Origin of the sequence: Pantoea sp. B9002, from assembly GCF_013385945.1 — a bacterium.
GTDB lineage: Bacteria > Pseudomonadota > Gammaproteobacteria > Enterobacterales > Enterobacteriaceae > Pantoea.
Map to the genome: position 1 here is coordinate 1 of NZ_JACAPA010000065.1, position 23,835 is coordinate 23,835.

At 54.1% G+C, this 23,835-nt stretch carries 24 protein-coding genes and 1 tRNA gene; 11 read left to right on the forward strand and 14 right to left on the reverse strand.

Annotation, left to right across the window (positions count from 1 at the left end; all coding sequences use genetic code 11):
- Positions 1-76 precede the first annotated feature (76 nt).
- Both HX773_RS24740 and rsuA read right to left on the reverse strand, forming a co-directional pair.
- Entirely contained in the window at positions 77-1,270 is a 1,194-nt protein-coding gene (locus tag HX773_RS24740; protein ID WP_176973713.1) for a Bcr/CflA family multidrug efflux MFS transporter, read from the reverse strand.
- Between the two features lie 12 nt (positions 1,271-1,282).
- On the reverse strand, positions 1,283-2,005 hold the full coding sequence (gene rsuA, locus HX773_RS24745; protein WP_176973714.1) for a 16S rRNA pseudouridine(516) synthase RsuA: 723 nt from the start codon (positions 2,003-2,005) through the stop codon (positions 1,283-1,285).
- Between the two features lie 166 nt (positions 2,006-2,171).
- On the opposite strand from rsuA, the gene HX773_RS24750 reads away from it, so the two are divergent.
- On the forward strand, positions 2,172-3,926 hold the full coding sequence (locus HX773_RS24750) for a DEAD/DEAH box helicase (protein WP_176973715.1): 1,755 nt from the start codon (positions 2,172-2,174) through the stop codon (positions 3,924-3,926).
- Positions 3,927-4,057: 131 nt separating this feature from the next.
- Positions 4,058-4,342 (forward strand): 50S ribosomal protein L25, encoded by a 285-nt coding sequence (gene rplY / locus HX773_RS24755; protein ID WP_049852868.1) that lies wholly within the window; start codon positions 4,058-4,060, stop codon positions 4,340-4,342.
- Positions 4,343-4,399: 57 nt separating this feature from the next.
- Here the strand turns inward: rplY and yejK are convergent, their stop codons facing one another.
- Positions 4,400-5,404 (reverse strand): nucleoid-associated protein YejK, encoded by a 1,005-nt coding sequence (gene yejK / locus HX773_RS24760; RefSeq protein ID WP_101763686.1) that lies wholly within the window; start codon positions 5,402-5,404, stop codon positions 4,400-4,402.
- Positions 5,405-5,562: 158 nt separating this feature from the next.
- On the opposite strand from yejK, the gene HX773_RS24765 reads away from it, so the two are divergent.
- The 4 genes from HX773_RS24765 to HX773_RS25820 all read left to right on the forward strand — a co-directional run bounded on the left by HX773_RS24765 (position 5,563) and on the right by HX773_RS25820 (position 8,095).
- Positions 5,563-5,790 carry a YejL family protein gene (locus tag HX773_RS24765; protein ID WP_036648480.1) on the forward strand — a complete coding sequence of 76 codons (228 nt, stop codon included), beginning with the start codon at positions 5,563-5,565 and terminating at the stop codon, positions 5,788-5,790.
- Between the two features lie 22 nt (positions 5,791-5,812).
- On the forward strand, positions 5,813-7,567 hold the full coding sequence (gene yejM, locus HX773_RS24770) for an LPS biosynthesis-modulating metalloenzyme YejM (protein ID WP_176973716.1): 1,755 nt from the start codon (positions 5,813-5,815) through the stop codon (positions 7,565-7,567).
- A 70-nt stretch (positions 7,568-7,637) separates the two neighbouring features.
- Positions 7,638-7,714, forward strand: a tRNA-Pro gene (locus HX773_RS24775).
- A gap of 234 nt (positions 7,715-7,948) precedes the next feature.
- Entirely contained in the window at positions 7,949-8,095 is a 147-nt protein-coding gene (locus HX773_RS25820) for a hypothetical protein (RefSeq protein ID WP_218168356.1), read from the forward strand.
- A 226-nt stretch (positions 8,096-8,321) separates the two neighbouring features.
- On the opposite strand, the gene HX773_RS24785 is transcribed toward HX773_RS25820, so the two are convergent.
- The 4 genes from HX773_RS24785 to HX773_RS24800 all read right to left on the reverse strand — a co-directional run bounded on the left by HX773_RS24785 (position 8,322) and on the right by HX773_RS24800 (position 11,371).
- Positions 8,322-9,044: a hypothetical protein gene (locus HX773_RS24785; protein ID WP_176973718.1), complete on the reverse strand. Its 723-nt coding sequence runs from the start codon at positions 9,042-9,044 to the stop codon at positions 8,322-8,324.
- Positions 9,045-9,267: 223 nt separating this feature from the next.
- Positions 9,268-9,693, reverse strand: a complete 426-nt coding sequence (gene arsC, locus HX773_RS24790; protein ID WP_176973719.1) for a glutaredoxin-dependent arsenate reductase — start codon at positions 9,691-9,693, stop codon at positions 9,268-9,270.
- A 26-nt stretch (positions 9,694-9,719) separates the two neighbouring features.
- A complete protein-coding gene (locus HX773_RS24795; RefSeq protein ID WP_176973720.1) occupies positions 9,720-11,009 on the reverse strand; it encodes an arsenic transporter in 1,290 nt (429 codons plus the stop codon).
- Between the two features lie 41 nt (positions 11,010-11,050).
- Positions 11,051-11,371 (reverse strand): metalloregulator ArsR/SmtB family transcription factor, encoded by a 321-nt coding sequence (locus HX773_RS24800; protein WP_176973721.1) that lies wholly within the window; start codon positions 11,369-11,371, stop codon positions 11,051-11,053.
- Positions 11,372-11,461: 90 nt separating this feature from the next.
- On the opposite strand from HX773_RS24800, the gene arsH reads away from it, so the two are divergent.
- The 3 genes from arsH (at position 11,462) to HX773_RS24815 (ending at position 13,387) form a co-directional block, all read left to right on the forward strand.
- Positions 11,462-12,163 carry an arsenical resistance protein ArsH gene (gene arsH, locus HX773_RS24805; protein WP_176973722.1) on the forward strand — a complete coding sequence of 234 codons (702 nt, stop codon included), beginning with the start codon at positions 11,462-11,464 and terminating at the stop codon, positions 12,161-12,163.
- 217 nt (positions 12,164-12,380) lie between these two features.
- The gene (locus HX773_RS24810; RefSeq protein ID WP_008105079.1) at positions 12,381-12,584 is read left to right on the forward strand and encodes a hypothetical protein; all 204 of its coding nucleotides are present in this window, start codon (positions 12,381-12,383) and stop codon (positions 12,582-12,584) included.
- Between the two features lie 77 nt (positions 12,585-12,661).
- The gene (locus HX773_RS24815) at positions 12,662-13,387 is read left to right on the forward strand and encodes a 4'-phosphopantetheinyl transferase (RefSeq protein WP_176973723.1); all 726 of its coding nucleotides are present in this window, start codon (positions 12,662-12,664) and stop codon (positions 13,385-13,387) included.
- A 156-nt stretch (positions 13,388-13,543) separates the two neighbouring features.
- Here the strand turns inward: HX773_RS24815 and HX773_RS24820 are convergent, their stop codons facing one another.
- The 3 genes from HX773_RS24820 to apbE all read right to left on the reverse strand — a co-directional run bounded on the left by HX773_RS24820 (position 13,544) and on the right by apbE (position 17,072).
- On the reverse strand, positions 13,544-15,196 hold the full coding sequence (locus HX773_RS24820) for a multidrug ABC transporter permease/ATP-binding protein (protein ID WP_176973724.1): 1,653 nt from the start codon (positions 15,194-15,196) through the stop codon (positions 13,544-13,546).
- A 185-nt stretch (positions 15,197-15,381) separates the two neighbouring features.
- On the reverse strand, positions 15,382-16,023 hold the full coding sequence (gene alkB, locus HX773_RS24825) for a DNA oxidative demethylase AlkB (RefSeq protein WP_176973725.1): 642 nt from the start codon (positions 16,021-16,023) through the stop codon (positions 15,382-15,384).
- A gap of 11 nt (positions 16,024-16,034) precedes the next feature.
- Positions 16,035-17,072 carry an FAD:protein FMN transferase ApbE gene (gene apbE, locus HX773_RS24830; RefSeq protein ID WP_176973726.1) on the reverse strand — a complete coding sequence of 346 codons (1,038 nt, stop codon included), beginning with the start codon at positions 17,070-17,072 and terminating at the stop codon, positions 16,035-16,037.
- 402 nt (positions 17,073-17,474) lie between these two features.
- On the opposite strand from apbE, the gene HX773_RS24835 reads away from it, so the two are divergent.
- Positions 17,475-17,633: a hypothetical protein gene (locus HX773_RS24835; RefSeq protein WP_176973727.1), complete on the forward strand. Its 159-nt coding sequence runs from the start codon at positions 17,475-17,477 to the stop codon at positions 17,631-17,633.
- A gap of 3 nt (positions 17,634-17,636) precedes the next feature.
- Here HX773_RS24835 and HX773_RS24840 read toward each other — a convergent pair whose 3' ends face one another.
- The gene (locus tag HX773_RS24840; RefSeq protein ID WP_176973728.1) at positions 17,637-18,092 is read right to left on the reverse strand and encodes a nuclear transport factor 2 family protein; all 456 of its coding nucleotides are present in this window, start codon (positions 18,090-18,092) and stop codon (positions 17,637-17,639) included.
- 93 nt (positions 18,093-18,185) lie between these two features.
- Between HX773_RS24840 and HX773_RS24845 the strand changes: the two genes are divergently transcribed.
- On the forward strand, positions 18,186-18,749 hold the full coding sequence (locus HX773_RS24845; protein WP_176973729.1) for a TetR/AcrR family transcriptional regulator: 564 nt from the start codon (positions 18,186-18,188) through the stop codon (positions 18,747-18,749).
- 24 nt (positions 18,750-18,773) lie between these two features.
- Here HX773_RS24845 and ompC read toward each other — a convergent pair whose 3' ends face one another.
- From ompC to HX773_RS24860, 3 genes are all read right to left on the reverse strand, one after another.
- Entirely contained in the window at positions 18,774-19,883 is a 1,110-nt protein-coding gene (gene ompC / locus HX773_RS24850; RefSeq protein ID WP_176973730.1) for a porin OmpC, read from the reverse strand.
- A gap of 598 nt (positions 19,884-20,481) precedes the next feature.
- Entirely contained in the window at positions 20,482-21,651 is a 1,170-nt protein-coding gene (locus HX773_RS24855; RefSeq protein WP_176973731.1) for an HlyD family efflux transporter periplasmic adaptor subunit, read from the reverse strand.
- On the reverse strand, positions 21,648-23,780 hold the full coding sequence (locus HX773_RS24860; RefSeq protein ID WP_176973732.1) for a type I secretion system permease/ATPase: 2,133 nt from the start codon (positions 23,778-23,780) through the stop codon (positions 21,648-21,650). Before HX773_RS24860 ends, HX773_RS24855 begins: the two co-directional genes overlap by 4 nt.
- Between the last annotated feature and the right edge of the window lie 55 nt (positions 23,781-23,835).

Genomic DNA, 23,835 nt, shown 5'->3' on the forward strand with positions numbered 1-23,835 from the left:
CGCTACGGAAGGTGCGGTGATTAGATACGGCACTTAACTGAGCGGCATTACGCCATGAATGGCAACCTTGGTGATGTCACGCTGGCTGTTGAGGCCGTGACGCATAGGTAAACAGCACAATCGAAATCGTGGCGCACAGCGCAATGGTGGCAACCATCGGCCAGGCGCTGTTAATACTGACTAATGAGAGCAGCGCGCCGACTAAAGCACCAACACCAAAACGCAGCGTTCCCGCCAGCGAGGAAGCCGTGCCCGCCATGTGCGGAAACTCATCCAGAATCACCGCCATCGCATTCGACGACACTGTTGAAACGCAGCCAATAAACATCGCCACGCCAAACACCAGCGACAGGAAGCCTAAATCCAGCGCGCTGGAGATCAGCAGCCAAACGCCCATCGCGAACTGAATCACCAATCCCATGCGGAACATTTTCACCGGACCAAAACGGCGCACGGCGCGGCTGTTGATCAGCGTCATCACGAACAGGAACACCACGTTCAGGCCAAAGTAATAGCCGAAGTTCTGCGGGGAAACGTGGTTCACTTCGATGTACACAAATGGACCGGCGTTGAGAAAGGTGAATAATCCGGCAAAGGAGAAACCGCTCGCCAGCATGTAACTGAAGGCGCGCTTGTGGCGCACCAGCGCCACAAAGTTGCCCAAGGTGGTCCGCAGATGAAAGCGCTGGCGCTGTTCGGGCTTGAGCGTTTCACGGATTTGCGTCACCACCAGCACGGTGGTGATCAGCGCGGCACCCGCCAGCGTCCAGAAAATAGCGTGCCAGTTCCACAGCAACAGCAGCCAGCCACCGATAATCGGTGCCAGCAGCGGCGCGATGGTGGTCACCAGCATCACGAACGACATCATGCGCGAGAAGTCCTCTTTCGAGTAGGTGTCGCGCATCAAGGCGTTGATCACCACGCTGGCAGCGGCGGCCGATAAGCCGTGCAGGAAGCGCATAAAGATCAACTGATCGATGGTTTGTGACAGCGCGCAAGCCGCGGCGGCGCAGGCAAAGATCAGCGTTCCCAGCACAATCACCGGTTTACGTCCGTAGCTGTCTGCCAGTGGACCATAAACTAACTGGCCAATAGCGAAACCGAGGATGTAAAGGTTGAGCGTCATCTGCACGCTGCCCGCCGAAACCGCAAACTCGTGAGCGATTTGCGGCATGGCCGGCAGATACATATCGATAGAGAGCGGCATTAACATTGCCAGCAATCCGAGGATGACCACTAAACCGACCGGTGAATTCTTTTCCTTGCGCACCGCGTTCTCCCGCTATTTACGTTGTTTGAGTTCTTCTGGCAGGCCGATGCTGTCGACCTCTTGCTGGGTCAGTTCACGATATTCACCTTCGCCGAGATCTTCATCCAGCTCGATATCACCAATACGTTCGCGATGCAGCGCCGAGACATGGTTCCCCATCGCCGCAAACATGCGTTTTACCTGATGGTAACGCCCTTCGCTGATGGTCAAACGTGCGGCTTTCTCATCGAGAATCTCCAGCACGGCCGGCTTGGTGAGCTCTTTTTCATTGTGCAGCTGTACACCCGCAGCGAACTTCTCAACCAGAGCAGGATCGATTGGCTCTTCCACTTCCACCAGATAGGTTTTTTCCAGGTGATGCTTCGGTGAGGTAATGCGGTGTGACCATTGGCCATCGTCGGTGAGCAGCACCAAACCGGTGGTGTCGATATCCAGACGACCCGCCGCATGCAGCTTGAACGCCGCAGGTTCTTCGATAAAGAACAGCACGGTGGGATGATCGGGATCGTCGGTTGAGCAGACGTAACCCTGCGGCTTGTTCAGCATGAAATAGCGCGGTCCTTGCTGCACCACCAGCGGATTGCCGTCGTATTCGACTTCATCGTCTGGCAATACTTTGTAAGCCGCATCGCGCACGACTTCGCCGTTAATGGTGACTTTTTTGGCGCGGATTTCGCGTCCGGCGATAGCACGGCTAACTTCCAGTTGCTGAGATATGAATTTTTCGAGTCGCATGAATTCGCTTTGCCTGTTACTGCGGGGGAAACTGAAACGGTGTTTTTGTCCGTTAAGAAAGTGTGGGCAGTATAGCTTGATCCTTAGAGTGCTAACAGTAGTGAACCTGCGTTTAACTGGCTTTCATGCCATAATGCGCGTCCGTTCCAGAAAAAAGTTTGCCCCGATGTCATTCACCCTGCGCCCATATCAACAAGAGGCGGTTGACGCCACTCTCAACCACTTTCGTCGCCATACCACGCCTGCGGTGATTGTGCTGCCGACCGGTGCGGGTAAGAGTCTGGTGATTGCTGAACTGGCGCGGTTAGCGCGCGGACGCGTATTGGTGCTGGCCCACGTCAAAGAGCTGGTGGAGCAGAATCACAGCAAATATCAGGCGTATGGCTTGCAAGCCGACATCTTCGCCGCCGGTTTGCAGCGCAAGCAGAGCGAAAGCAAAGTGGTATTTGGCAGCGTGCAGTCGGTGGCGCGCAATCTTGATCGCTTCGACAGCGCCTTTTCGCTGGTGATCGTCGATGAGTGTCACCGCATCAGCGATAACGAAGAGAGCCAGTATCAACTGCTGTTCGCTCACCTGCGGCAGCACAATGCGCAGTTGCGCCTGTTGGGGTTGACCGCCACGCCCTTCCGTCTTGGCAAAGGCTGGATTTACCAGTTCCACTATCACGGCATGGTGCGCGGAGATGAGAACGCGCTGTTCCGCGACTGCATTTATGAGCTGCCGCTGCGCTATATGATCAAACACGGCTTTCTGGTGCCGCCGGAGCGCTTAGATATGCCGGTGGTGCAGTACGATTTCACCCGTTTGATCCCGCAAAATAATGGCTTGTTTAGCGAAGCCGATCTCAACCGCGAGCTGAAACAACAGCAGCGCGTGACGCCGCATATTATCCGTCAGATTGTTGAGTTCGCGGAAGATCGACGTGGCGTGATGGTGTTCGCCTCCACCGTGGAACATGCCCGCGAAATCCTCACGCTACTGCCTGAAAACAGCGCGCTGGTCTCGGCGGAAACGGCGGTGAAAGATCGCGATCGCTTAATTGGTGAATTTAAAGCGCAGCAGCTGAAGTTCCTGGTCAACGTTGCCGTTCTGACCACCGGCTTTGACGCGCCCCACGTTGATTTGATTGCCATATTGCGCCCTACCGAATCCGTCAGCCTCTATCAGCAGATCGTGGGTCGTGGTTTACGCTTATCGCCCGGCAAAACCGATTGTTTGGTGCTGGATTACGCCGGTAATCCGCACGATCTTTTCACCCCCGAAGTCGGCGCACCGAAAGGGGCCAGCGACAATCAGCCGGTGCAGGTGTTCTGTCCCGCCTGCGGTTTCGCCAACACGTTTTGGGGCAAAACCACCGAAGATGGACACATCATCGAGCATTTTGGCCGCCGCTGTCAGGGCGTGCTGGAAGATGACGAAGGCGAGCGCGAACAGTGTGATTATCGCTTCCGCTTCAAAAGCTGCCCGGATTGCGGTGCCGAGAATGACATCGCCGCGCGGCGCTGCAATCAATGCGACAAAATTCTGGTCGATGCGGATGACATGCTGAAAGCCGCGCTGAAACTGAAAGATGCGCGCGTGTTGCGCTGCGCCGGCATGACGCTGGAGCAAGGACGCGATGATAAAGGCGAATGGCTGAAAGCTACCTATTTCGATGAAGATGGCACCAGCGTCAGCGAGCGTTTTCGCCTGCAAACGCCGGCGCAACGTAAAGCCTTCGAGCAGCTGTTTATGCGTCCGCACCAGCGCGCGCCTGGCGTGGAACTCGGCTGGCAAACTGCAGCGGATGTCATCGCCCTGCAACCTTTATTGCGCCATCCGGACTTCGTGGTGGCGCGCGCAAAAGGCCATTTCTGGCAGATCCGCGAAAAAATGTTTGATTATCAGGGCCGTTATCGCCGCGCCAATGAGCTGCGTTAAGCGGCGGAATCATTTGCCCCTGCGGCATCATTGGGGCTATAATGCCGCCCGCTTTTGCATCCGTAAAAGCAGTTTGAATAACCGTCCTGTTGCTGGGTCGCCTGTAGCAGGAACTATTGAAGAGACATCAAATGTTCACTATTAACGCTGAAGTACGTAAAGACCAGGGTAAGGGTGCGAGCCGCCGCCTGCGTGTAGCAAACAAATTCCCAGCCATCATCTATGGCGGAAATGAAGCACCAGTTGCTATCGAACTGGACCACGACGCTGTGATGAACGTGCAGGTTAAACCTGAGTTCTACAGCGAAGTGCTGACCATCGCTGTTGATGGTAAAGAAATCAAAGTTAAAGCTCAGGCGGTACAGCGTCATCCGTTCAAGCCAAAACTGCACCACATCGACTTCGTTCGCGCTTAATCGCTGAATGAGTTGAAAAAAAACGCCGCATATGCGGCGTTTTTTTATGGCTGAAATTTATTTACTGCTGGTACGACGTTGCAGCTGATCGCGCAGGTTCGGTGGCGTGCCTTTGATGGTCAGCGTGTCGGTGGTGGGATCCCAGAAGATGCGCTCGCCGAGCAGCATGGCATCAAAGTTCAGGGTTAATCCGCCGCCGCTGCCGGCGAACTTGGTCAACTGGCGCAAAGTGCTACGATCTGCCGGGAAGGTCTCTTCCAGCTCGTAACCTTGCTCCTGGGTAAAGGCCTGGAAGGTTTTTTCGCCCAGCGGCGGTAATTCGCTGGAGAGATCGTGCAGCGCAATCTCTTCGCCCGCCTGCAGCTGATCGTTACAGTAGCTATAAACCTGCTGACGATAGTTCTGGCGCTCGTTTTTATCGAGATCCGATTCGGCGCAGTAATCATCAACCGCTTGCAGCAGCCCACGGTTTTGCGCTTTGGTGTCCAGACCAACGCTGGCACCGAGGAAATCCATAAAGAAATCCGCCACTTTACGCCCCACGCGACCGCGCAGGAAAGTCAGATAACGGGTGGATTCCGGATTGGTTTCCCACTCGGTAAGATCGATACGCGCCACAATATCCGCATGATTGATATCGAGATAATGGGTGCTGCTGATATCCAGCTGCTCGTTGACGCGCATGCTCGACTGGCTGTTGAGAACCGCAATCAGCAAATATTCGACGGCCAGATAGCGATAGTGCAGGAACAGCACCACGCCGCCTTCCGCAAACGGATATTTGCTCAGCTCATCGCGCAGACGTCCGGTCGCCGCACGGCTAAACGCCAGAAAGTCATCTTCCCCTTTGCGGCAGTTACGCAACGCATCGGCCAGTTCGCTATCTTCGTTAAACAGGCCGTAAGCTTTGCTTTTGGCGCTATAAACCCGGTGCAGCTCTTCTGCCATCTCTTCAACCGCGCGGGTTGCAGGCAGCAAGGTGTCGCGCAGTACCAGTTCCAGCTGGTTTTCATCACGTTTAACTAACTGATGCAGGGCAATCTGGTCGATATCCAGACTCATGGTAGACTCTCCTTTTAGCTCAGGCGCGTATTCAAACACCGCCCGCAGCCGCTTTCAACTGCCAGCACAAACTGATCGCTCTGCTTGCGATAAAATTGCGGAAAAAAGTGCGTTGTTACGGTAATATACCGCCTTTTCACCCTTGATTAGACGACGATATGCCACAATCATCCCGTTACAGTGACGAACGCGTGGAAAAGCTCCTCGCAGAGATGGCGCAGATTCTTGAAAAAGACAAAGCGCCAACCGACCTTTCCCTGATGGTATTGGGTAACATGGTAACTAACTTGATCAATACCAGCGTTTCACCGGCTCAACGCCGCACTCTGGCACGATCTTTCGCGGATGCGTTGCAGTCATCCGTACGCGACGATAACGCTCATTAATATGCAGATTTGACCTCATAATATGGTAACCAACCGGCAGCGCTACCGCGAAAAAGTCTCCCAGATGATCAGCTGGGGGCATTGGTTTGCCCTGTTTAATATTATCTTCGCGTTAATTTTAGGCAGCCGCTACCTGTTGGTCGCCGACTGGCCCGCGTCACTCGCGGGGCGTATCTATGCTTATACCAGCTGGATCGGTCATTTCAGTTTCATCGTCTTCGCCGGTTATCTGCTGATCATCTTCCCGCTCACCTTTGTGGTGATGTCACAGCGATTGCTTCGGGTGTTGTCGGCGATTATCGCCACCGCCGGGCTGACGCTGATTATGGTCGACAGCGCGGTATTCAGCCGCTTCCACTTGCACCTCAATCCGGTGGTGTGGGAGTTGGTGATCAACCCCGATCAAAGCGAGATGGCGCGCGACTGGCAGCTGATGTTTATCAGCGTGCCGCTGATTTTCCTCGTCGAGATGCTGTTCGCGACCTGGAGCTGGCAAAAGCTGCGCAGCCTTAATCGGCGCTCGTTCGGTAAACCGCTGGCCGCGCTATTTATCAGCGCCTTCTTCGCCAGTCATCTGCTTTATATTTGGGCCGATGCAAACTTCTATCGCCCGATTACCATGCAGCGCGCCAATCTGCCGCTCTCCTATCCGATGACCGCGCGTCGCTTCCTTGAGCGTCACGGTTTGCTGGATGCGCAAGAGTATCAGCGCCGTCTGGTGCAACAGGGCGATCCGGAAGCGTTGTCAGTGCAGTATCCGCTGAGTGATATTACTTTCCGCGATAACGGTACGCGCCACAATCTGCTGGTGCTGACCGTTGATGGTCTGAACAACGCCACGGTAGAAAAAGCGCTGCCGTCGCTCCATCAATTCGCCAGCGAGAACGTGCGCTTCACCCAGCACTTCAGTGCGGGCCTGCAGCCGGAAAAAGGGTTGTTTGGCCTGTTCTATGGCATCTCTTCCAGCTATATGGATGGCGTATTAGCGTCGCGCACGCCTTCCGTTCTGCTGAATGCGCTGAACGCGCAAGGCTATCAGTTTGGCTTATTCTCATCGGACGGCTTTAGCCAACCGCTGTATCGTCAGGCTTTGTTAGCGGATTACTCGCTGCCTCAGGCCGATACCCAACCGAATAGCACCACGGTTACGCAGTGGCAAAACTGGCTCAACGGCCACAAATCAAACACTGCGCCGTGGTTCTCGTGGATTGCCCTCAACGGTGTGACGGTCAATGGCGACAACCTGAAAGCACGCCAGCGTAGCTATACGCGACAGGCAAGCGGTGTGGATGAGCAGATTAAGGCGGTGCTGCAAACCCTGCAGGATCGCGATTTGCTGAAAAACACCGTGGTGGTAATTACGGCGCAGCGCGCAGTCAATCTGGATAGCAACGATGAAAATCCAGGTAATCGTGCGACCTTGCAGGTGCCGCTGGTGGTGCATTGGCCGAATACGCCCGCACAAACCATCGATCGCCTTACCGATCAGCAGGATGTAATGACCACGCTGATGCAGCGTTTGCTGCACGTGCGCACCAATCCCGCTAACTTCTCGCAGGGAGAAGACCTGTTTGCCGCGCAACGCAGCCACGATTGGGTGGCGAGCAGCGAAGATGGCAAGCTGGTAGTGACAACGCCAACTGTGACGCTGGTGCTGAATAACAACGGCAGCTACAGCGCTTACGATGCACAGGGTAACAAGCTGAAAGATCATAAACCGCAGCTGGCGTTGTTGCTGCAGGTGCTGACGGAAGAGAAGCGTTTCGTCGCAAACTGATTAATTATGAGGCAGTTAAATGCTGCTCATATTGCAATCGTGCGCGGAAACAGTAATATTCTTCCACGTTCGGCACGTAGCGCAGCCTGGTAGCGCACGGTCATGGGGTGTCCGGGGTCGGAGGTTCAAATCCTCTCGTGCCGACCAAATCACTTCGGAAAAGGGATTATCTTTCGGGATAATCCCTTTTTCATGCCTTCAACTCATGAAGCGGTTAACAGGATGCGTTTCATCATTGTTAACGAAGAGTATGCAGCCACAGCCAAAAGAAGCGTCTTCATCTCCATTCTCTATAAAGAATAAAGAAACTCACGAAACCTAAGGGATATGCGCCTCTGGACCGTCTCAGAACGGCATACGCGAACATAGGGAGCCAACGCAATGCTATCTGCTTCACTGATTGTGGCTGGCAACTTAGCCAGTTCGGCGGCTTCAAGCGTACTGACCGCCGCTGCATTTACAACTGATTGCCAGATGCAGGAGTCATTATCTACAACCAAAGCGGTGAGTTTGCTGTGTGCGTTGTGATCACCGTCCAGAGCTTGCGCTAATAGTTTTTGTAGATCAGTCTGCTTCACCTCAACCCCTCGCATTATGGCTATAAGTTAAACCGTGCAACGCCTTATCTTTAAGACACCCAACACGAGTGCACCAGTAAAGATATTCATTGTTTGCGTAACAGCATCAACTCGTGCAGTACCCCAAACCATGTCGGCAAACAGAACAGTAACACCGTTACACGCAACATTGATGATTACCACTGACCGTGGAATCCACCGCCCATAGCTGAACCGCCACCAATATGAGCCCCACCGCCTAAGCCATGAGCGCTATTAGTGTTAGCAGCATTATTATCACCATTACCACCGCCGCCAACAGAATGTGATGCCCCTTGATCATTGCTTGAGCCTTTACCTGGATTGCGTTCAAAAGCTGGGATATGAGGTACAGCAACCTGCGTAGAAGGTGCAAGGGTTGAAGCCGCTACGGTTTTAGTAACACCGTTCACTGTTACGCTTATTGGGGTTGAGGGTTTCAGGCTGGAGGCTGCAACGTTAATGGTTGCTGTTGGCGCAGCTCCCATTTGAACCTGTTCAAGCCGCATAACACCTAATCGGTAAGAAGTGGGGTTAATGTTATAAGCGGCAGCTTTAGTTAATTGTTGGGCCTGCATCTCTGCATTAACTTCTGCTACACCGCCTGCGACAACCTGTTGACGAGTGCGTGTTCGATTAGCCTCTTCTAAGGCTACCCCATTAACAGAATTGGCTAATGCCTCTTTCATTGCCTGACCTTTCAACTGTTGAGCAGTCAATTGTTCGGATCTAACACCGCTCCATGTAGCACCGTGCAACTTCACCGAATAGACGTTAGTGCTATGGCTATAGCTAACAACTTCGCCACCAGAGAAATCTACAGATGCAGCAGCATTAAATGCAGCGACGGTAACAGCTAAAGCGATAAACGTACGTTTCACTTGTTAATTTCCAATTCAAATTAAGTTGACGTATTTATACACTCGCTTAAGTTAAAAAATTTGATCTGCATCACACAAATCGCCTCTTATATAGAAACGAATCTGTATTTATTGTTTTATTTTTGTACAGGCTTTTTCAAGGTCATACGCCGTAAAGGTGTCTTCTTAGTTGAGAGAATTCTTGCCACGAATTGGCTTCACGAATGTTTATCTCCTATTCTGGCTAAACCCTCCGCTTCCCATCATCACCGATCACCTTCTCACCATCCTCCTTGGTGAACGCGCCCTGCTGCGCGTCTGGCAGAATATCGAGAACGACTTCTGAAGGTCGGCACAGGCGCGTACCCAGCGGTGACACGACAATCGGGCGGTTAATCAGAATCGGGTGATTCAACATCGCCTGAAGTAACTGTTCATCACTAAAGCTCTCGTTGGCTAATCCCAGCTTTTCGTAGGGTTCGACGTTCTTACGTAATAATGCACGCGTACTGATGCCCATCGCACTGATCAATGCCTGGAGTTGTTGCCGATTTGGCGGCGTCTGCAGGTAAAGAATGACATTTGGTTCAACTCCGCTATTACGTATTAACGCCAGCGTGTTGCGCGATGTTCCACAGTCTGGATTGTGATAAATAGTGATGTCAGTCATAGTTACTCTCATCTTAATGGGACAAGTTAATGGGACAAAGTCAGGCGCAAGGCCAGCGCGCTCAGGGTTATCAGCAGCACGGGCAACGTCATCACGACGCCAACCCGGAAGTAATATCCCCAGCTAATTCTAATATTCTTCTTATCAAGAACATGCAGCCAAAGCAGCGTGGCAAGACTGCCAATCGGCGTAATTTTGGGTCCGAGATCGCAACCAATAACATTGGCATAAATCATCGCTTCCTTTATCACGCCCTGCGCGGTGCTGGCATCAATCGACAGCGCACCAATTAACACCGTCGGCATATTATTCATCACTGAAGAAAGCAGCGCCGTCATCAAACCGGTACCCAAGGTGGCGCCCCATAATCCGTGGCTGGCAAAGAGATTGAGTAAGTCAGTGAGATATTGCGTCAGGCCGGCATTTTTGAGGCCATAGACCACCAGATACATGCCCAGCGAAAAAATCACGATCTGCCAGGGTGCGCCGCGTAACACTTTACCGGTGTTAATCGCATGGCCTCTTTTGGCAACGATAAACAGAATTGACGCGCCCAGCGCGGCGATTGCACTGACCGGAATGCCCATCGGCTCCAGCAGGAAAAATCCCACTAACAGCAGCAACAGCACCAGCCAACCGGCTTTAAAGGTGGCTGGATCTTTTATGGCTGCAGCTGGCAGTTTGAGGCGTGAAACCTCATAGCTAGCGGGAATATCTTTCCGGAAGAAAAGGTGCAGCATCACTAGCGTCGCGATGATGGCGGCAATATCAACCGGGACCATCACCGCCGCGTAATCGTTGAATCCCAATTTGAAGAAATCAGCGGAAACGATGTTGACCAGATTGGAGACGATCAGCGGTAAACTCGCTGTATCGGCGATAAAACCGGCTGCCATGACAAAAGCCAGCGTTGCGCCTTTACTGAAGCCCAACGCCAGCAGCATTGCGATAACTATCGGTGTCAGGATCAGAGCGGCACCATCGTTGGCAAAAAGCGCAGCGACACACGCGCCGAGCAACACGATGTACGTGAACAGCAGCCGACCTCGCCCATTACCCCAGCGTGCGACATGCAAAGCACACCATTCAAAAAAGCCGGATTCATCCAGCAACAGGCTGATGATAATGATGGCAATAAAGGCCGCCGTGGCATTCCAGACAATGTGCCACACAGCGGGAATATCGTGTAACTGGATGACGCCGGTAACCAAAGCCAGTAAAGCCCCGATTGTTGCCGTCCAGCCAATGCTCAGGCCGCGTGGCTGCCAGATGACAAATACGATGGTCAAAACAAATATTGCGCCCGCCAGAAACATCGCGCCTCCAATGAATTCGAATAATCGAATATGTTTAATGATTATTGACAACCCGTAGCGACGGCGTTTTTCAGCGACTCACGCACTTCCTCACGTTGGCTATTCCAGGCCGTATCGATAATCGATGCAGCCCAGGCCGGCATATGCGGAGAGAGTCGATAGTGAATCCACTTACCTTCACGCCGATCCAAAATCAGTTCAGCATCACGTAGCAAGGCAATGTGGCGTGAAATCTTTGGCTGTGATTGCTGAGTTACAGTGCAGAGATCGCAGACACACAGCTCTCCGGCTTCTCGTAATAATAAAATGATCGTCATGCGCGTTTCGTCGGCAAGCAGTTTGAAAAGTTGAACAGGAAGCATTGGATTAGGTTCCGGTAAAAAAATCTAATACATATGTTAATTCATATGTGTTAGAAGTAAAGGCAGAATCTAAAGCCCGGAGATTTTCACATGACCGCATTTCCTGCCCTCGTTACTGAGCACTTTGATCCTTCAATCGCCGAACAGATCGGTGAATCAGATCTGCCCCCAAAATTTCTCATCCTTTACGGTTCCGTCCGTCCGCGCTCATTTAGTCGATTCTCGGCAGAAGAAGCGGCTCGGCTGCTGACAAAAATGGGCGCAGAGGTGAAGATTTTTAACCCGTCAGGTTTGCCGCTTCCTGACGATGCGCCTGAAACGCATGCAAAAGTGCAGGAGTTACGGAGTTTGGTGAGGTGGTGCGATGGCATGGTGTGGAGCTCGCCAGAACGGCACGGCGCGATGAGCAGTATCCTGAAAGCGCAGATTGACTGGATTCCGTTGACTGAAGGCGCAATTCGTCCTTCGCAGGGCAAAACACTGGCAGTGATGCAGGTATGTGGCGGCTCCCAATCATTCAATGCCGTCAATCAGATGCGCGTGCTGGGTCGATGGATGCGGATGTTCACCATTCCTAATCAGTCGTCGGTTGCGAAGGCGTGGCAGGAATTTGATGAAGAAGGTCGGATGAAACCCTCGGCGTACTACGATCGGATTGTTGATGTGGTCGAGGAGTTGTTCAAAATCACGCTGATCCTGAAAGGCCACACTGACTACCTCGCGGATCGCTACAGCGAACGTAAGGAGAATCATCAGCAGCTTTCTTCGCGCGTTAACCAGCAAAAGATTTAGGATTCAGGGCTGACAATGCTTCAGCCCTAAAACCATTATCAGATTATCGCCAAAGCAATGCTGATTATGAGCTTTTAATCAGTAACTTACCGAAAGCAACCCAACCCGAGCCAGATCACATTTATGGATAAATATGACAGCGCTTCATCAAATTGAAACAAAACTGTCACAGACTTCTCTTACTCTTAGGGCTCTTGTTTTTTCGATGGAAACCATTATGGTCATCAAAGCAAAAAACCTGCAGGATGCGGAAGAACTCCTGCACTCGGGTATCAATAAAGTTGAACTGGCTTACGATATCGGCAGCGACGATTTCTTCCGTCTCGCCTCGCGCTGGTGCGATCGCGGTGCGCGCATCACTAAAGGCCATCAGCACTTCGTGGTGCAGATTAAAGGTATGGCGATTCCGCCAAATAACTAAAAGTAGGCGAGCCCCTTTGGCTTGCTCTCCATCCGGCTGGCTGGTAAAACTACGTTTTCCGTCAGCCGTGATTTTTTATGTTCGCCTCTCAAACGCCGCTTGCTCTGCCCTCTTCCCCGTTTATCCGCGCTGCTGGCATGTCGCTGGATACATTACCGATCGCCTGGTGCGAATTCGATCAACAACATTGGCATGCTGAATTGCATCAGGCGTGGCAACTGCCGCTGCCCGCGTCGCTACAGAGCGCAGTGACCAAACGCAAAGCCGAGCATCTGGCGAGTCGCTGGCTGGTGCAGCAAAATTTCGCGCACTTCGGTTTAGCGCATTTTGTGTTGTGTAATGCGCCCGATCGTTCACCGCTGTGGCCCGCCGGCATTCAGGCGTCGCTGTCGCACACGCACAGCGTTGCGGTGATGGCTGCGACGCGCGAGCCACTGTGCGTGGGCGTGGATATTGAGCAGATAATGGCGGAGGAAACCGCCGATGAAACCGCCGAGATGTTGATGAGCGCGGCGGAAAAGCAGCGCCTGCTGGCGCAACCTTTGCCCTTTGCCCAGGCCGCCACGCTGCTGTTTTCACTGAAAGAGAGTGTGTACAAAGCGCTGTGGCCGCAACTGCATCAGCCGATGGATTTTCTTCAGGCGGAAGTGGTGGAACTCGACGTGCAGCAAGGCCGCGCAACGCTGCGGTTATGTCGGGATTTTGATGCGTATTTCACCACCAAAGCGTTGCTGCAGGCGCGCTTCTGGCTGGCTGGAAGCCGCGTGATTACGTTGCTGACGCATCCGCTACCGACAAAATAAAAAACCGGCTCAGAAATAAACCCGAGCCGGTGACAACACAAGACGACAGAAAAGTGTTCCAGGGACGCAGAAACGAGGATTTCTGCTGGGAGTGACTTTACTCACTCCGCAACTTCTTGCCCAATAAGGGTTTTCGCTAAGCTTTCCCGGCTGGCGTTAATGGCCGGTATCGGTACGTTGCACCGCATCCAGCGTTGCCATCTCGCGTTCGTTGCCGGTCAACTCACTCAGTTGACCTTCGCGCATCTCCAGCAAGCGATCGGCATGAATAAAGTAGTGATCGTCGTGGCTGATGGCGAACACCGTTTTGCCCGATTCCTGTAACCACGGCAGCAGCTCACGATAGAAGATGCGACGGAAATGCGGATCCTGATCCGCCGCCCATTCGTCGAGCAGCAGAATATCGCGCTCTTCGGCGGCCGCCAGCAGCAGCGCCAGGCGTTTGCTCTGACCTTTCGACAGTTGCAGATTGAGCACTCTGTTACCTTCCAGCTTGAGCTTGTCCTGCATCTTCAAACGCTCCAGCCACTGCTGCACCAGCACAGAATTGGCCGGCTGCCCTTGATCGCCGATGAGGCGGTCAAACAGATGCACGTCGGTAAACACCGCCGAGAAATGTTTGCGATACGCATCGAGGTTTTGCCAGTCAACCACCTTGCCATCCAGCAGCAAACTGCCCGATTGCGGCTGATACAGGCCGGTGAGCAGCATCGCCAGCGTCGATTTTCCGCTGCCGTTGCCGCCAATCAGAAACACCAGCTCGCCGCGACGCAGCGTCAAATTGATTGGCCCAACCTGGAATCCGTGCTCGCCGTAGTGGAAGCAGACATCGCGCAGCTCCAGCGTTTGCCAGTCGCTGACTTTTGGCAGCGCCTTGAAGGTTTCTTCATATGGCGCCAGTTCAAAGGTGTTGAGCTTGCGGAAGGCCACTTGCGCGCTGAGCAGCGTCGGCAAGGCACCGACCGCCGCCAGCAGCGGCGTACGCAGGAACAGCAGCGTCAGCGAATAGGTTGCCGCCACCGCCGTGTTGGCCCAGCCCAGCCCGTTCGCCATAAAGAACACGATGCCAATTGCGCCGAGCATCATGATATTCGACCAGTTCACCGCGCTGAGATGGAAGGTATCGGCACGCACAATGTGGTGGCGATAGCTTTTGGCATTCTCCTGATAAACGCTGTCGTAAATCAGCTGCGCACGTTCGCGGTTGAGCTGCAGCTCTTTACGTCCCTCAATAATGGTCTGGAAATCGCGGTACAGGTCATCTTCGATTTCACGCAGCTTAGCCATGTGCTGATAAACCCGTGAAACCAACAACCAGCCGCCCACCAGCGTCACCACCAGCCACAGGCAGGTGATCAGCAGCATTTTTGGCGAGAGCCAGGCGAGATAAAGCGCTGAACCGAGCGTAATAATGATGCCCTGAATCAGCTCGGGTAAACGCACGAAGGCGATGGTGATGGCGCGCACATCGCTGGTGAGACCGGCCAGCAGCTGGGCATTGCCGATCTGCTCGATGCGCTCCACGCGCGTATCAAGGATCCGTTTAATGAATTCGCCGCGCAGCCGCCAGACAAAGTGGTGGCCGAGCATGGTCAGCGCCAGCTGGGAGCCGAGCGTCACCGCCATCAACAGGAACAGCTGGCCAAGGAAACTCGGCAGCACCGAAATCGAGGTATTCACTGCGACGATCAGCTCATTATTGATATAGGCAATCAGGCCGATACCGAGCACGGCGCTTAACAACGTGAGAAGAATGACGCCAATAAAAGGCCAGCGGTACTGGCGAAAAACGACTTGCAGCAATGCCATCAAAGGGTTCCAGCGGTCAATAAAGCAGCCTGCAGTTTAATGTCGCCTTGGCTGATAGCAAGAATAATTCTCATCCCATCGTTGCCTGAATGAATCGGTCGCCATGAATGGCGACCCTACGGATATATGGCGGGGTTTCGTAGGGTGCGCATTCATGCGCACCTGCGTATAAACGCCGAAAATGGCTAAAATGCGCGGCGGAAAGTCAGGTTGAAACGGAAAGCGCCCGCCTGCGGATGAATGCCGGGTTTGAGCGGCAGAATGCCGTGATAACGCAGGCGCGAGGGTCCGCCCCACACCACGATATCGCCATGTTCCAGCAGCACGCGCTGGGTGGCATCGCCGCGTTCGAAACCGCCGAACTGGAATACCGCAGGCAATCCCAGTGATACCGACACAATTGGCTGGCGCAGATCCTTCTCATCTTTATCCTGATGCAGCGTCAGTTTTGCGCCGGGTTCGTAGCGGTTAATCAGGCAGGCATCCGGATTGAAACCAGCAAAGCCCGCTTCGCGCGCGGTTTGCTGCGCCAGTTCGCGGAACAGTGCGGGCATCGGCGGCCAATGGTGTCCGCTGTTGCTGTCTTGCTCGGTATATTGATAGCCGCGCGAATCGGTGGACCAGCCAAAATCGCCACAGTTGGTCATCGCCACCGACATGCGATGGCCGCCGGGCGTGATGCGATGGGCAAAGGGATTTTTCGCGGCGATGTCGTGAATCGCCGCCAGCAGCGCATCGGCCTGTTCGCGAGCGCGACGCCGCAGAATCACCGCGCCATCCGCCAGCGGTTCCTGCCACGGCGCTTCGTCACTAAATAAATCCAGCATGTGCGCCTCCTTTATTGAGATGCCTGATCGATGAGGAAGGTTTTAAACTGCGGCGACATCCAGTGAGTAAAACCGTCGCCCTGCTTGCTGATCAAATAGACCGCCAGATGATCTTTTATCGCCAACGCTTTAGCGCGTTCGCTGCCGAGCACCATCAAACCGGTATCCCAGCCATCCGCTTCCAGCGCGGTGGTGGCTATCACCGTTGCCGACACCAGCTTGTGCTCGATCGGTCTTCCGGTAGTCGGATCGATGACGTGCGAAATGCGTTTGCCATCGAGTTCATAATAGTTGCGATAGCTGCCGGAGGTGCTGATGCCGTGTCCTTGCAGATCGACGCGCGCTTCCACCGCGTTTTCGCGATCGGTGGGTTTCTGGATCGCCACGCGCCACGGCTGCTGATTAGCATTGACGCCACGGCTCAATACCGCGCCGCCCACCGAAACCAGATAATCAGTGATGCCTTGCTGCTCCATCAGACGCGCCAGATGATCGGTGGCATAGCCTTCGCCCATGGTGGAGAGATCGACATACAAGCCGGGTAGATCTTTTTGCAGCCATTGACCGTCCACGCCCTGAATCACACGCAGATGCTGCAAACCGGTCAGCGCTTTAGCGGCGGCGATTTTCGCCTCGCTGGGCGTATGCGCCGGTTGCTTGGTTGGGCCAAAGCCCCACAGATTTACCAGCGGGCCCACGGTGATATCCATCGCACCCGAGGTTTTGTGCCCGATTCGCAGCGCTTCAGTAACGATATCCGCCATATCAGCGCTCACCGGCTGCGGTGCGTTGCCTTGATACTGATTGAAGTGCGATAGCACCGAATCACTTTTCCACGTCGAGAGTTCGCCGTCATCGCGATCCAGCTGTTGCTGGATCAGCTGCTGCAACGCGGCTTTGCGCTGCGGATTAACGCGGGCGACGCTGACGCGCCACACGGTGCCCATGGTTTTGCCTTCCAGCACCATCGCGGGTTGGCTGCTGTTTTTTTCGCAACCGCTGAGTCCCAATGCCAGCAGGCCAATTAGCAGAATATTCTGATAACGCATCAATTCCTCATCTGTAACGCATTACTACAGCCAATTACAAAGCATAACTCGCTTGTAAAGCAGTCTAAAGCTGCTTGATGTTCGATAAACGCTGACACAGGATAACCGGTTCCTGCAACGTTATGCCTACAGGAGCATCAGATGATTTATATGATTATTGCCGTAACCGCCGGGCTGTTTATTTATGGCAGTTTCAAATGTTGGCAGACTTACCGCCATCGCCTGATTCAGCACTATCCTGCACGCCGACGTTAAATTATTGCACCAGAAAATCACCCTTCTGCACCGCTTCAGCGCTGGCGCAGTGTAGCAAAGTCGCTGCAAGCCGCGTGGCGCTGAGAGCGGTGCGCTGGCATGAATGCTGCATTGTTGAAGATGAGTTGAACTTCAGCGAGGTGCAGAATGGAAAATACTAAAACACAAAACAGTAAATGGCAGCACTGGCTTAGCTTCTCCGCCTTTACGCTGGCGGGTGTCGCGATGGAAGGCAGCCTGACCGCCATCACCAACCCGCCGCCGCAACCGGCGCCCAAAGCCAAAAAATGGCGCGGTATGCAATAACCGCTACAGTCCCAACTCACTCAGGCCCGGATGATCGTCCGGGCGCGTGCCGGCTGGCCAGTGGAACAAACGCTGATCTGCGCTGATCGGCAGATCGTTGATGCAGGCGAATCGCTGAATCATCAAACCATCGGCGCCAAAGTGCCAGTTCTCATTGCCATAGCTGCGGAACCAGTTACCGCTGTCATCATGCCATTCATAGGCAAAGCGCACCGCCAGCTTATCTTCATGCCACGCCCATAACTCCTTGATCAGTCGATAATCCAACTCTCTAATCCACTTACGCTGCAGGAAAGTCACGACTTCTGCACGTCCATTGACGAATTCACTGCGATTGCGCCAGCGCGTATCTTCGCTGTACACCAGCGAAACACGCTGCGCATCGCAGCTGTTCCAGGCATCTTCCGCCATGCGGACTTTTTGTAACGCGGTTTGTTGATTGAACGGTGGCACCAGCATGTTATTTCTCCTGATTATGTAGACAGGTCTGTCTACTTGATTCATCCTGCCGTATGTAGACAATTCTGTCTACATGCAAACACAGGAATTTTTATGCTTGAGCCTCTGATCTTTGATGCCACCGCATCCGCGCGCGATCGTATCTTGCTGTGCGCGCAGCAGCTTTTTTACCAACAAGGCATTCGCGCCACCGGCGTGGATAAGGTGATTGCGGAAGCGGGCGTGACCAAAGTGACTTTCTATCGTCACTTTCCGGCGAAGAATGCGCTGGTGCTGGCATTTTTACAGCAGCGCCATCAGCGCTGGATGCTGGCGTTTCGCCATGCGCTGAATCAGCACGCGGCGTTGATCGATGCCCTGCCCGCGGCTTTACTGAGCTGGTTCAGGGATGACGATTATCGCGGCTGTGCGTTTATCAATACCGCTGCGGAGCTGGGCAGCACGTTAGCGGAAGCCAGCGAACTGATTCGTCAGCATAAGCGTGAGATGGCGCAGGCGATCAGCGACAAACTGTTGCCCGATCAGCAGGTGAAAACGGCGCAGATTGTGTTGCTGGTTGAGGGCGCGATTGTGCAGGTACAGATTGGCGAGGAGGCGGAACGGGTGGTCGACGTGCTGCGTGCCGCGCTGGATGCGCTGCTGAAAACGGGAGCGTGACCGGCAAGTCACGCTCCATCACCCTTAGAACTGGTAAACCAAGCCCAGTGCTACGACGTCATCGGTATTGATACCGGCTGCGTCGGTGAAGTTGTTGTCGTCCAGCAGGTTGATCTGGTAATCAACGTAGGTCGACATGTTTTTGTTGAAGTAGTAAGTTGCGCCTACATCAATGTATTTCTTCAGGTTCTGGCTGCCGTAACCTTCGATGTCAGAGCCGCGAGAAGAGACAAACGCCAGAGATGGACGCAGGCCGAAGTCGAACTGGTACTGCGCCACCAATTCCCAGTTATCCGCTTTGTTGGCGTAACCGTAAGCGCTTGCATCGCTTGAACCGAAGCGAGTGGCGTTGTACGAACGGCTGTACATCGCGGCCAGGTAAACGTTGTTAGCGTCATATTTCAGCGCGCCGCTGTAAGCATCGGCTTTATCGCCATGGCCCAGAATGCCCGATGTGGTGCTGTTCTGGTTGTTGGTACGGTCAGACTGGAACATCGCTGCACCAATACCGAAACCTGAACCCAGATCGTAAGTGGTGCTCAGACCGTAGCCGTCACCGTTCTCGCCCAGCACATCACGGCCAGAAGAGGATTCGGTTGGGTTGTCGTTTTTGCCTTGATACTGAACCGCGAAGTTCCAGCCATCGACTAAACCGAAGAAGTTGGTATTACGATAGGTTGCGAGGCCGTTGCTGCGCTGGAACAGGAAGTTGTCCGCGCCGTAAGTATCGCCACCGAACTCTGGCAGAACGTCAGTCCATGCGCCGAGATCGTACATCACGCCGTAGTTACGGCCGTAATCGAATGAACCTGCATCACCAAATTTCAGACCAGCAAAACCAACACGCGTGAAGCTGTTCGCGGTGCCTTCGCTTTCAGCGGTGTTCAGTGCAGCCTGATATTCCCACTGGCCGTAACCGGTCAGCTGATCGGTCACCTGAGTTTCACCTTTGAAGCCAAAACGCAGGTAAGACTGGTCACCGTCTGAGCCAGAGTCATCAGAGAAATAATGCAGACCGTCCACTTTGCCGTAGAGGTCTAATTTATTGCCATCTTTATTGTAAATTTCAGCTGCGCTTGCTGATCCTGCCACCAGCAATGCAGGAATCATCAGGGAGAGAACGCGACGTTTCATTTTTATTACCCTCTTTAATGTGCCTTTATTTTTGCCACTGCGAACTGAACGATTAAAAATTCAGCCGGCACGCCATTGTTATTTTATGTTGGGCAATAATCTATCACGAAAATGCTACTAAATTTCCAAAACTGTTTCAGTGTATTTAATAGTTATTTCAGGATGTAAATATCGGGGAACTAATAACCAGCACAGATAGGTAAAAAATATAGCACTTTTTGACAATATATATTTTAATCGTTTAAAAACATAAAATTACATGAGTTACATTTCAGCACTGAATGACAAAACTCCAATCCATCCAGAGCATACAATTATCCCCGCTATCATCATTTATTTCATTATTACCTTCATTCACCCCGAATGTTTTGATTTACCCTAATTTCCCGCCGGACTAGATGGTCCGGCATTTTTTTGTCCGTAATTCAGACATCACCTTATATTGCGTAAAGTTAATTATGCGGGTTAAATTAACCACAATAACTACCGCGCATTATTTGTCTCTTTTCGCACATTTTGTTCAATTCATAGCCTTAAATCGGCAATGTTAATTTCAGCACGTAACAAAGATCGCTGCAATAATAGCCGGCGCATATTGTTAACGCTCACGCAGTGATTCCTTCGCTTTATTCAGCGGCTTAAGTAAATAATCCATCACGGTTTTCTGACCGGTTTTAATCTCAACATTCGCCACCATGCCGGGCATGATGGCGAATCTGCGTCCGCTTTTATTGGTCAGCTCGGCTTTTTGCGTGCGCACATAGACGCGATAGTAAAATTCGTCGTGCCGCACCTCGTCCTGCAGCGTATCAGGCGAGACGGTTTCGACTTCCCCGCGCAGATCGCCATAGATCGAAGCATCGTAGGCGGTGATCTTCACCACCGCAGGTAAACCCGGCCGGATATAGCCGATATCGCGTGGATTGATGCGCGTCTCAATCAGCAGTTGATCCTCCAGTGGCACAATCTCCATCAGCTTGCCACCCGGCTCCAGCACGCCGCCCACGGTGGTGACGCGCACATCCTTCACAATGCCGCGCACCGGCGAAATCAGCGTAGTGCGCGTCAGCAGATCCTGCTTCCCTGCCGCCACCTGCAGCTGCGCATCCAGTTCACCGTTGTTTTTCACCTGCTCTTCATGGGCGCGCACGTAATAATCGTTGCGCGCTTCGTCGATTTTGCCGCGCAGATCGCTAACCTGGCGACGCAGGCGAATCACATCCACCTTGCCTGCCGCGCCGCGCAGCATCAGCGGCTCCGTCACGTTGAGTTCTGCCTGCACCAGCGCAAGAGATTGCTGCAAATTGCCGATGGTCTCGACAAAATTCTGTCGCCGCGCCTGATAGAGCTGCGTTTCGCGCGCCACCAGTTCGGGATGTTGCAGGATATCGGCGCTGAACCTTAGCGGCGTGTCGCTGAGCTCGGCCTGTAAACGTTCAGAGGAGGCACGCAGCGTGCGCACCCGCGCAATCGCTTCACCAAAGTTGGTTTGAAAGCGCGTGGGATCGAGTGTTGCCAGCACCTCGCCGCGCTGCACGATATTGCCCTCGTGCACATAGAGCTGTTTGACGATGCCGCCATCGAGGCTATCAATAATCTGCGCGCGGCTGGAAGGCGTGACTTTGCCGATGCCCACCGTTACTTCATCCAGCACCGCAAAGTACGCCCACAGCAGAAACAGCAGCAGCGCCAACACGCACAGCCAGATGATCGCCGAGGTGCGACGTTCACGCCGCGTCAGGTCTTTATCCAACAGCACCACGCTCATGCCGCATCTCCTTTTTTACTGGCGGCGTGGCGCAGAATCTCGTCGCGCGCACCATCGGCCACAATGCGGCCGTTATCCATCACGATGATGCGATCGACCATGCGCAGCAGCGCGGGACGATGCGTGACCAGCACCAGCGTGCGCCCGGTGACCCATTGCGCCAGCTGACGAATCACCTGCGCTTCCAGCTGTTCATCCATCGCCGCGGTCGGTTCATCCAGCAAAACCACCTGCGGCTGGCGCAGAATCAGCCGGCTGAGCAGCACCATTTGCCGCTGGCCGCCGGACAAGCCGCGTCCGCCTTCATGAATTATGCGATCGAGGCTGGCGGCGTCCTGCTGCACCAAAGCTAACGCGCCGCTGATGCGCAGCGCCTGCAGCATCTCCTGCTCGCTGGCGTGCGGATTACCGAGCAGCAGGTTCTGGCGCAGCGTGCCGAAAAACAGCCGCGCATCCTGCGACAGCCAGCCAAGCTGACGGCGCAGATCGACCGGATCGATGCAGGTGAGATCGACGCCGTCCACCAGCACTTTGCCCTGGCTGGCGCGCGCCTGACCGGCCAGCATCTTCAGCAGCGTCGATTTGCCCGCGCCGACTTTACCGAGGATCGCCACGCGTTCGCCGGGCGTGATCTGCAACTGCGGAATGTTGAGCACGCTATTACCGCTCTCCTCTTCGTAGCGGTAATGCACGTTTTGCAGATGATAGCTGCCGGTCAGCACCGGACAGTGCGCCAGCGTGGCGTGATCGGGTTGATCGAGCGGCTTCTTTAGCAGTTCATCCAGCCCTTTCATCGCCGATTTAGCATGCTGCCAGCGCGAGAACACCATGGTGAGCTGCATCAGCGGCGCGATGGTGCGTGATGAGAGCAAGCTGCACGCCACCAGCGTGCCGGTGGTGATCTGATTGTCGAGCACCAGATAGACGCCGAACACCAACATGCCGGCATAGGTGAGTTGCTGCACACTGGCCGACCAACCGGTGAGGCGCGCGCCCCACAAACGTTGCTGATTGCTGATGGCCGCGCTAACTTCATGCGTTTGCTCCCACTGGCGCTGAAAATAGGGTTCCGCTTGCAGCGCTTTGATGTCCTCGACGCCTTCCAGGGTTTCCACCAGCACCGCCTGACGCAGTGCGCTTTCGCGTAGCCCTTCCTGCGCCAGCCGCGCCATCGGGATCTGCACCAGCAAGCCGGGAACGACAATCAGCGGGATCGCCAGTAACGGAATCAGCACTAGCCAGCCGCCAATCGACGCCATGATCAGCAGAAACAGCAGCACAAACGGCAAGTCGGCGGCGGCATTCACCGTGGTGGACGTCAGCAGTTCGCGGACCTGATCAATTTCACGCAGTTGGGCAATAAAGGAGCCGGTGGAACGCGGACGTGCTTCGTTGCGGATGTTCATCGCCCGCGCGAACAGCATGGCGGATATTTTCAGGTCGATGCGTTTGCCCATCAGATCGGAAACCTGGGTGCGCATCAGGCGAATCAGATACTCAATGGCGGCCGCCAGCACCACGCCGGCAAACAGCACCCACAGCGTCGGCTGCGACTGCGCCGGAATCACCCGATCGTACACCTGCATGGAAAACAGAATACCCGCCAGCGCCAGCACGTTGCCGACCAGCGAGGCCAGGCTGATTTCCGCGATGCGTCGCTTCATGCCACGAAAGTTATGCCAGAACCAGTGCGGCTGATACGGCTGCACAAACTCGTCGATGCGCGCATCACGTGCCCGCGCCGCCACGCCAACTACGCCAACCTGTATGTCGGCCTGCACTAGCAAATCCTGCAGCTGACCCGCGCGCACCACATCGCCACTTTCACTCAGCCAGTAACGCACGCCACCGTTGCTATCCACCTCTTCTATCAACGCCACGCTGCCGTTTTCCAGCAGCAGTAACACCGGCACAATTTCCTGGCGCCAGCGCAGTTTGCTGTGCGGCACCAGCATCAAATGCAGGCCCAGCAGCCCAGCTAAACGTTCTAATTGTTGCGTCGGTGCCAGATGTTGAAACCAGCGCATCTGCTGGCGCAGCGTGCTGCCGTCCGCCGGTTTACCGAAGCATGCCGCCACGCGCAGCATCGCCGCGATGCCGTTGTCGCTGTTGAAGGGTTGTGCAGTCATCCCTGTTGTCCCGTGAGCAATGAGAGTGGGCTGGCAACCGCTAGCCGATGTTGCT

What these genes read in the sequence shown, in the direction of transcription:
- HX773_RS24845 (WP_176973729.1), top strand. Translation starts at nt 18,186, where the DNA reads ATGCTTGAGCCTCTGATCTTTGATGCCACCGCATCCGCGCGCGATCGT.
- HX773_RS24860 (WP_176973732.1), bottom strand. Translation starts at nt 23,780, where the DNA reads ATGACTGCACAACCCTTCAACAGCGACAACGGCATCGCGGCGATGCTG.
- ompC (WP_176973730.1), bottom strand. Translation starts at nt 19,883, where the DNA reads ATGAAACGTCGCGTTCTCTCCCTGATGATTCCTGCATTGCTGGTGGCA.
- HX773_RS24855 (WP_176973731.1), bottom strand. Translation starts at nt 21,651, where the DNA reads ATGAGCGTGGTGCTGTTGGATAAAGACCTGACGCGGCGTGAACGTCGC.
- rplY (WP_049852868.1), top strand. Translation starts at nt 4,058, where the DNA reads ATGTTCACTATTAACGCTGAAGTACGTAAAGACCAGGGTAAGGGTGCG.
- HX773_RS24750 (WP_176973715.1), top strand. Translation starts at nt 2,172, where the DNA reads ATGTCATTCACCCTGCGCCCATATCAACAAGAGGCGGTTGACGCCACT.
- HX773_RS24795 (WP_176973720.1), bottom strand. Translation starts at nt 11,009, where the DNA reads ATGTTTCTGGCGGGCGCAATATTTGTTTTGACCATCGTATTTGTCATC.
- HX773_RS24800 (WP_176973721.1), bottom strand. Translation starts at nt 11,371, where the DNA reads ATGCTTCCTGTTCAACTTTTCAAACTGCTTGCCGACGAAACGCGCATG.
- HX773_RS24765 (WP_036648480.1), top strand. Translation starts at nt 5,563, where the DNA reads ATGCCACAATCATCCCGTTACAGTGACGAACGCGTGGAAAAGCTCCTC.
- yejM (WP_176973716.1), top strand. Translation starts at nt 5,813, where the DNA reads ATGGTAACCAACCGGCAGCGCTACCGCGAAAAAGTCTCCCAGATGATC.
- arsC (WP_176973719.1), bottom strand. Translation starts at nt 9,693, where the DNA reads ATGACTGACATCACTATTTATCACAATCCAGACTGTGGAACATCGCGC.
- HX773_RS24840 (WP_176973728.1), bottom strand. Translation starts at nt 18,092, where the DNA reads ATGCTGGTGCCACCGTTCAATCAACAAACCGCGTTACAAAAAGTCCGC.
- arsH (WP_176973722.1), top strand. Translation starts at nt 11,462, where the DNA reads ATGACCGCATTTCCTGCCCTCGTTACTGAGCACTTTGATCCTTCAATC.
- HX773_RS24835 (WP_176973727.1), top strand. Translation starts at nt 17,475, where the DNA reads ATGGAAAATACTAAAACACAAAACAGTAAATGGCAGCACTGGCTTAGC.
- apbE (WP_176973726.1), bottom strand. Translation starts at nt 17,072, where the DNA reads ATGCGTTATCAGAATATTCTGCTAATTGGCCTGCTGGCATTGGGACTC.
- alkB (WP_176973725.1), bottom strand. Translation starts at nt 16,023, where the DNA reads ATGCTGGATTTATTTAGTGACGAAGCGCCGTGGCAGGAACCGCTGGCG.
- rsuA (WP_176973714.1), bottom strand. Translation starts at nt 2,005, where the DNA reads ATGCGACTCGAAAAATTCATATCTCAGCAACTGGAAGTTAGCCGTGCT.
- HX773_RS24820 (WP_176973724.1), bottom strand. Translation starts at nt 15,196, where the DNA reads ATGGCATTGCTGCAAGTCGTTTTTCGCCAGTACCGCTGGCCTTTTATT.
- HX773_RS24810 (WP_008105079.1), top strand. Translation starts at nt 12,381, where the DNA reads ATGGTCATCAAAGCAAAAAACCTGCAGGATGCGGAAGAACTCCTGCAC.
- yejK (WP_101763686.1), bottom strand. Translation starts at nt 5,404, where the DNA reads ATGAGTCTGGATATCGACCAGATTGCCCTGCATCAGTTAGTTAAACGT.
- HX773_RS24815 (WP_176973723.1), top strand. Translation starts at nt 12,662, where the DNA reads ATGTTCGCCTCTCAAACGCCGCTTGCTCTGCCCTCTTCCCCGTTTATC.
- HX773_RS25820 (WP_218168356.1), top strand. Translation starts at nt 7,949, where the DNA reads ATGCTATCTGCTTCACTGATTGTGGCTGGCAACTTAGCCAGTTCGGCG.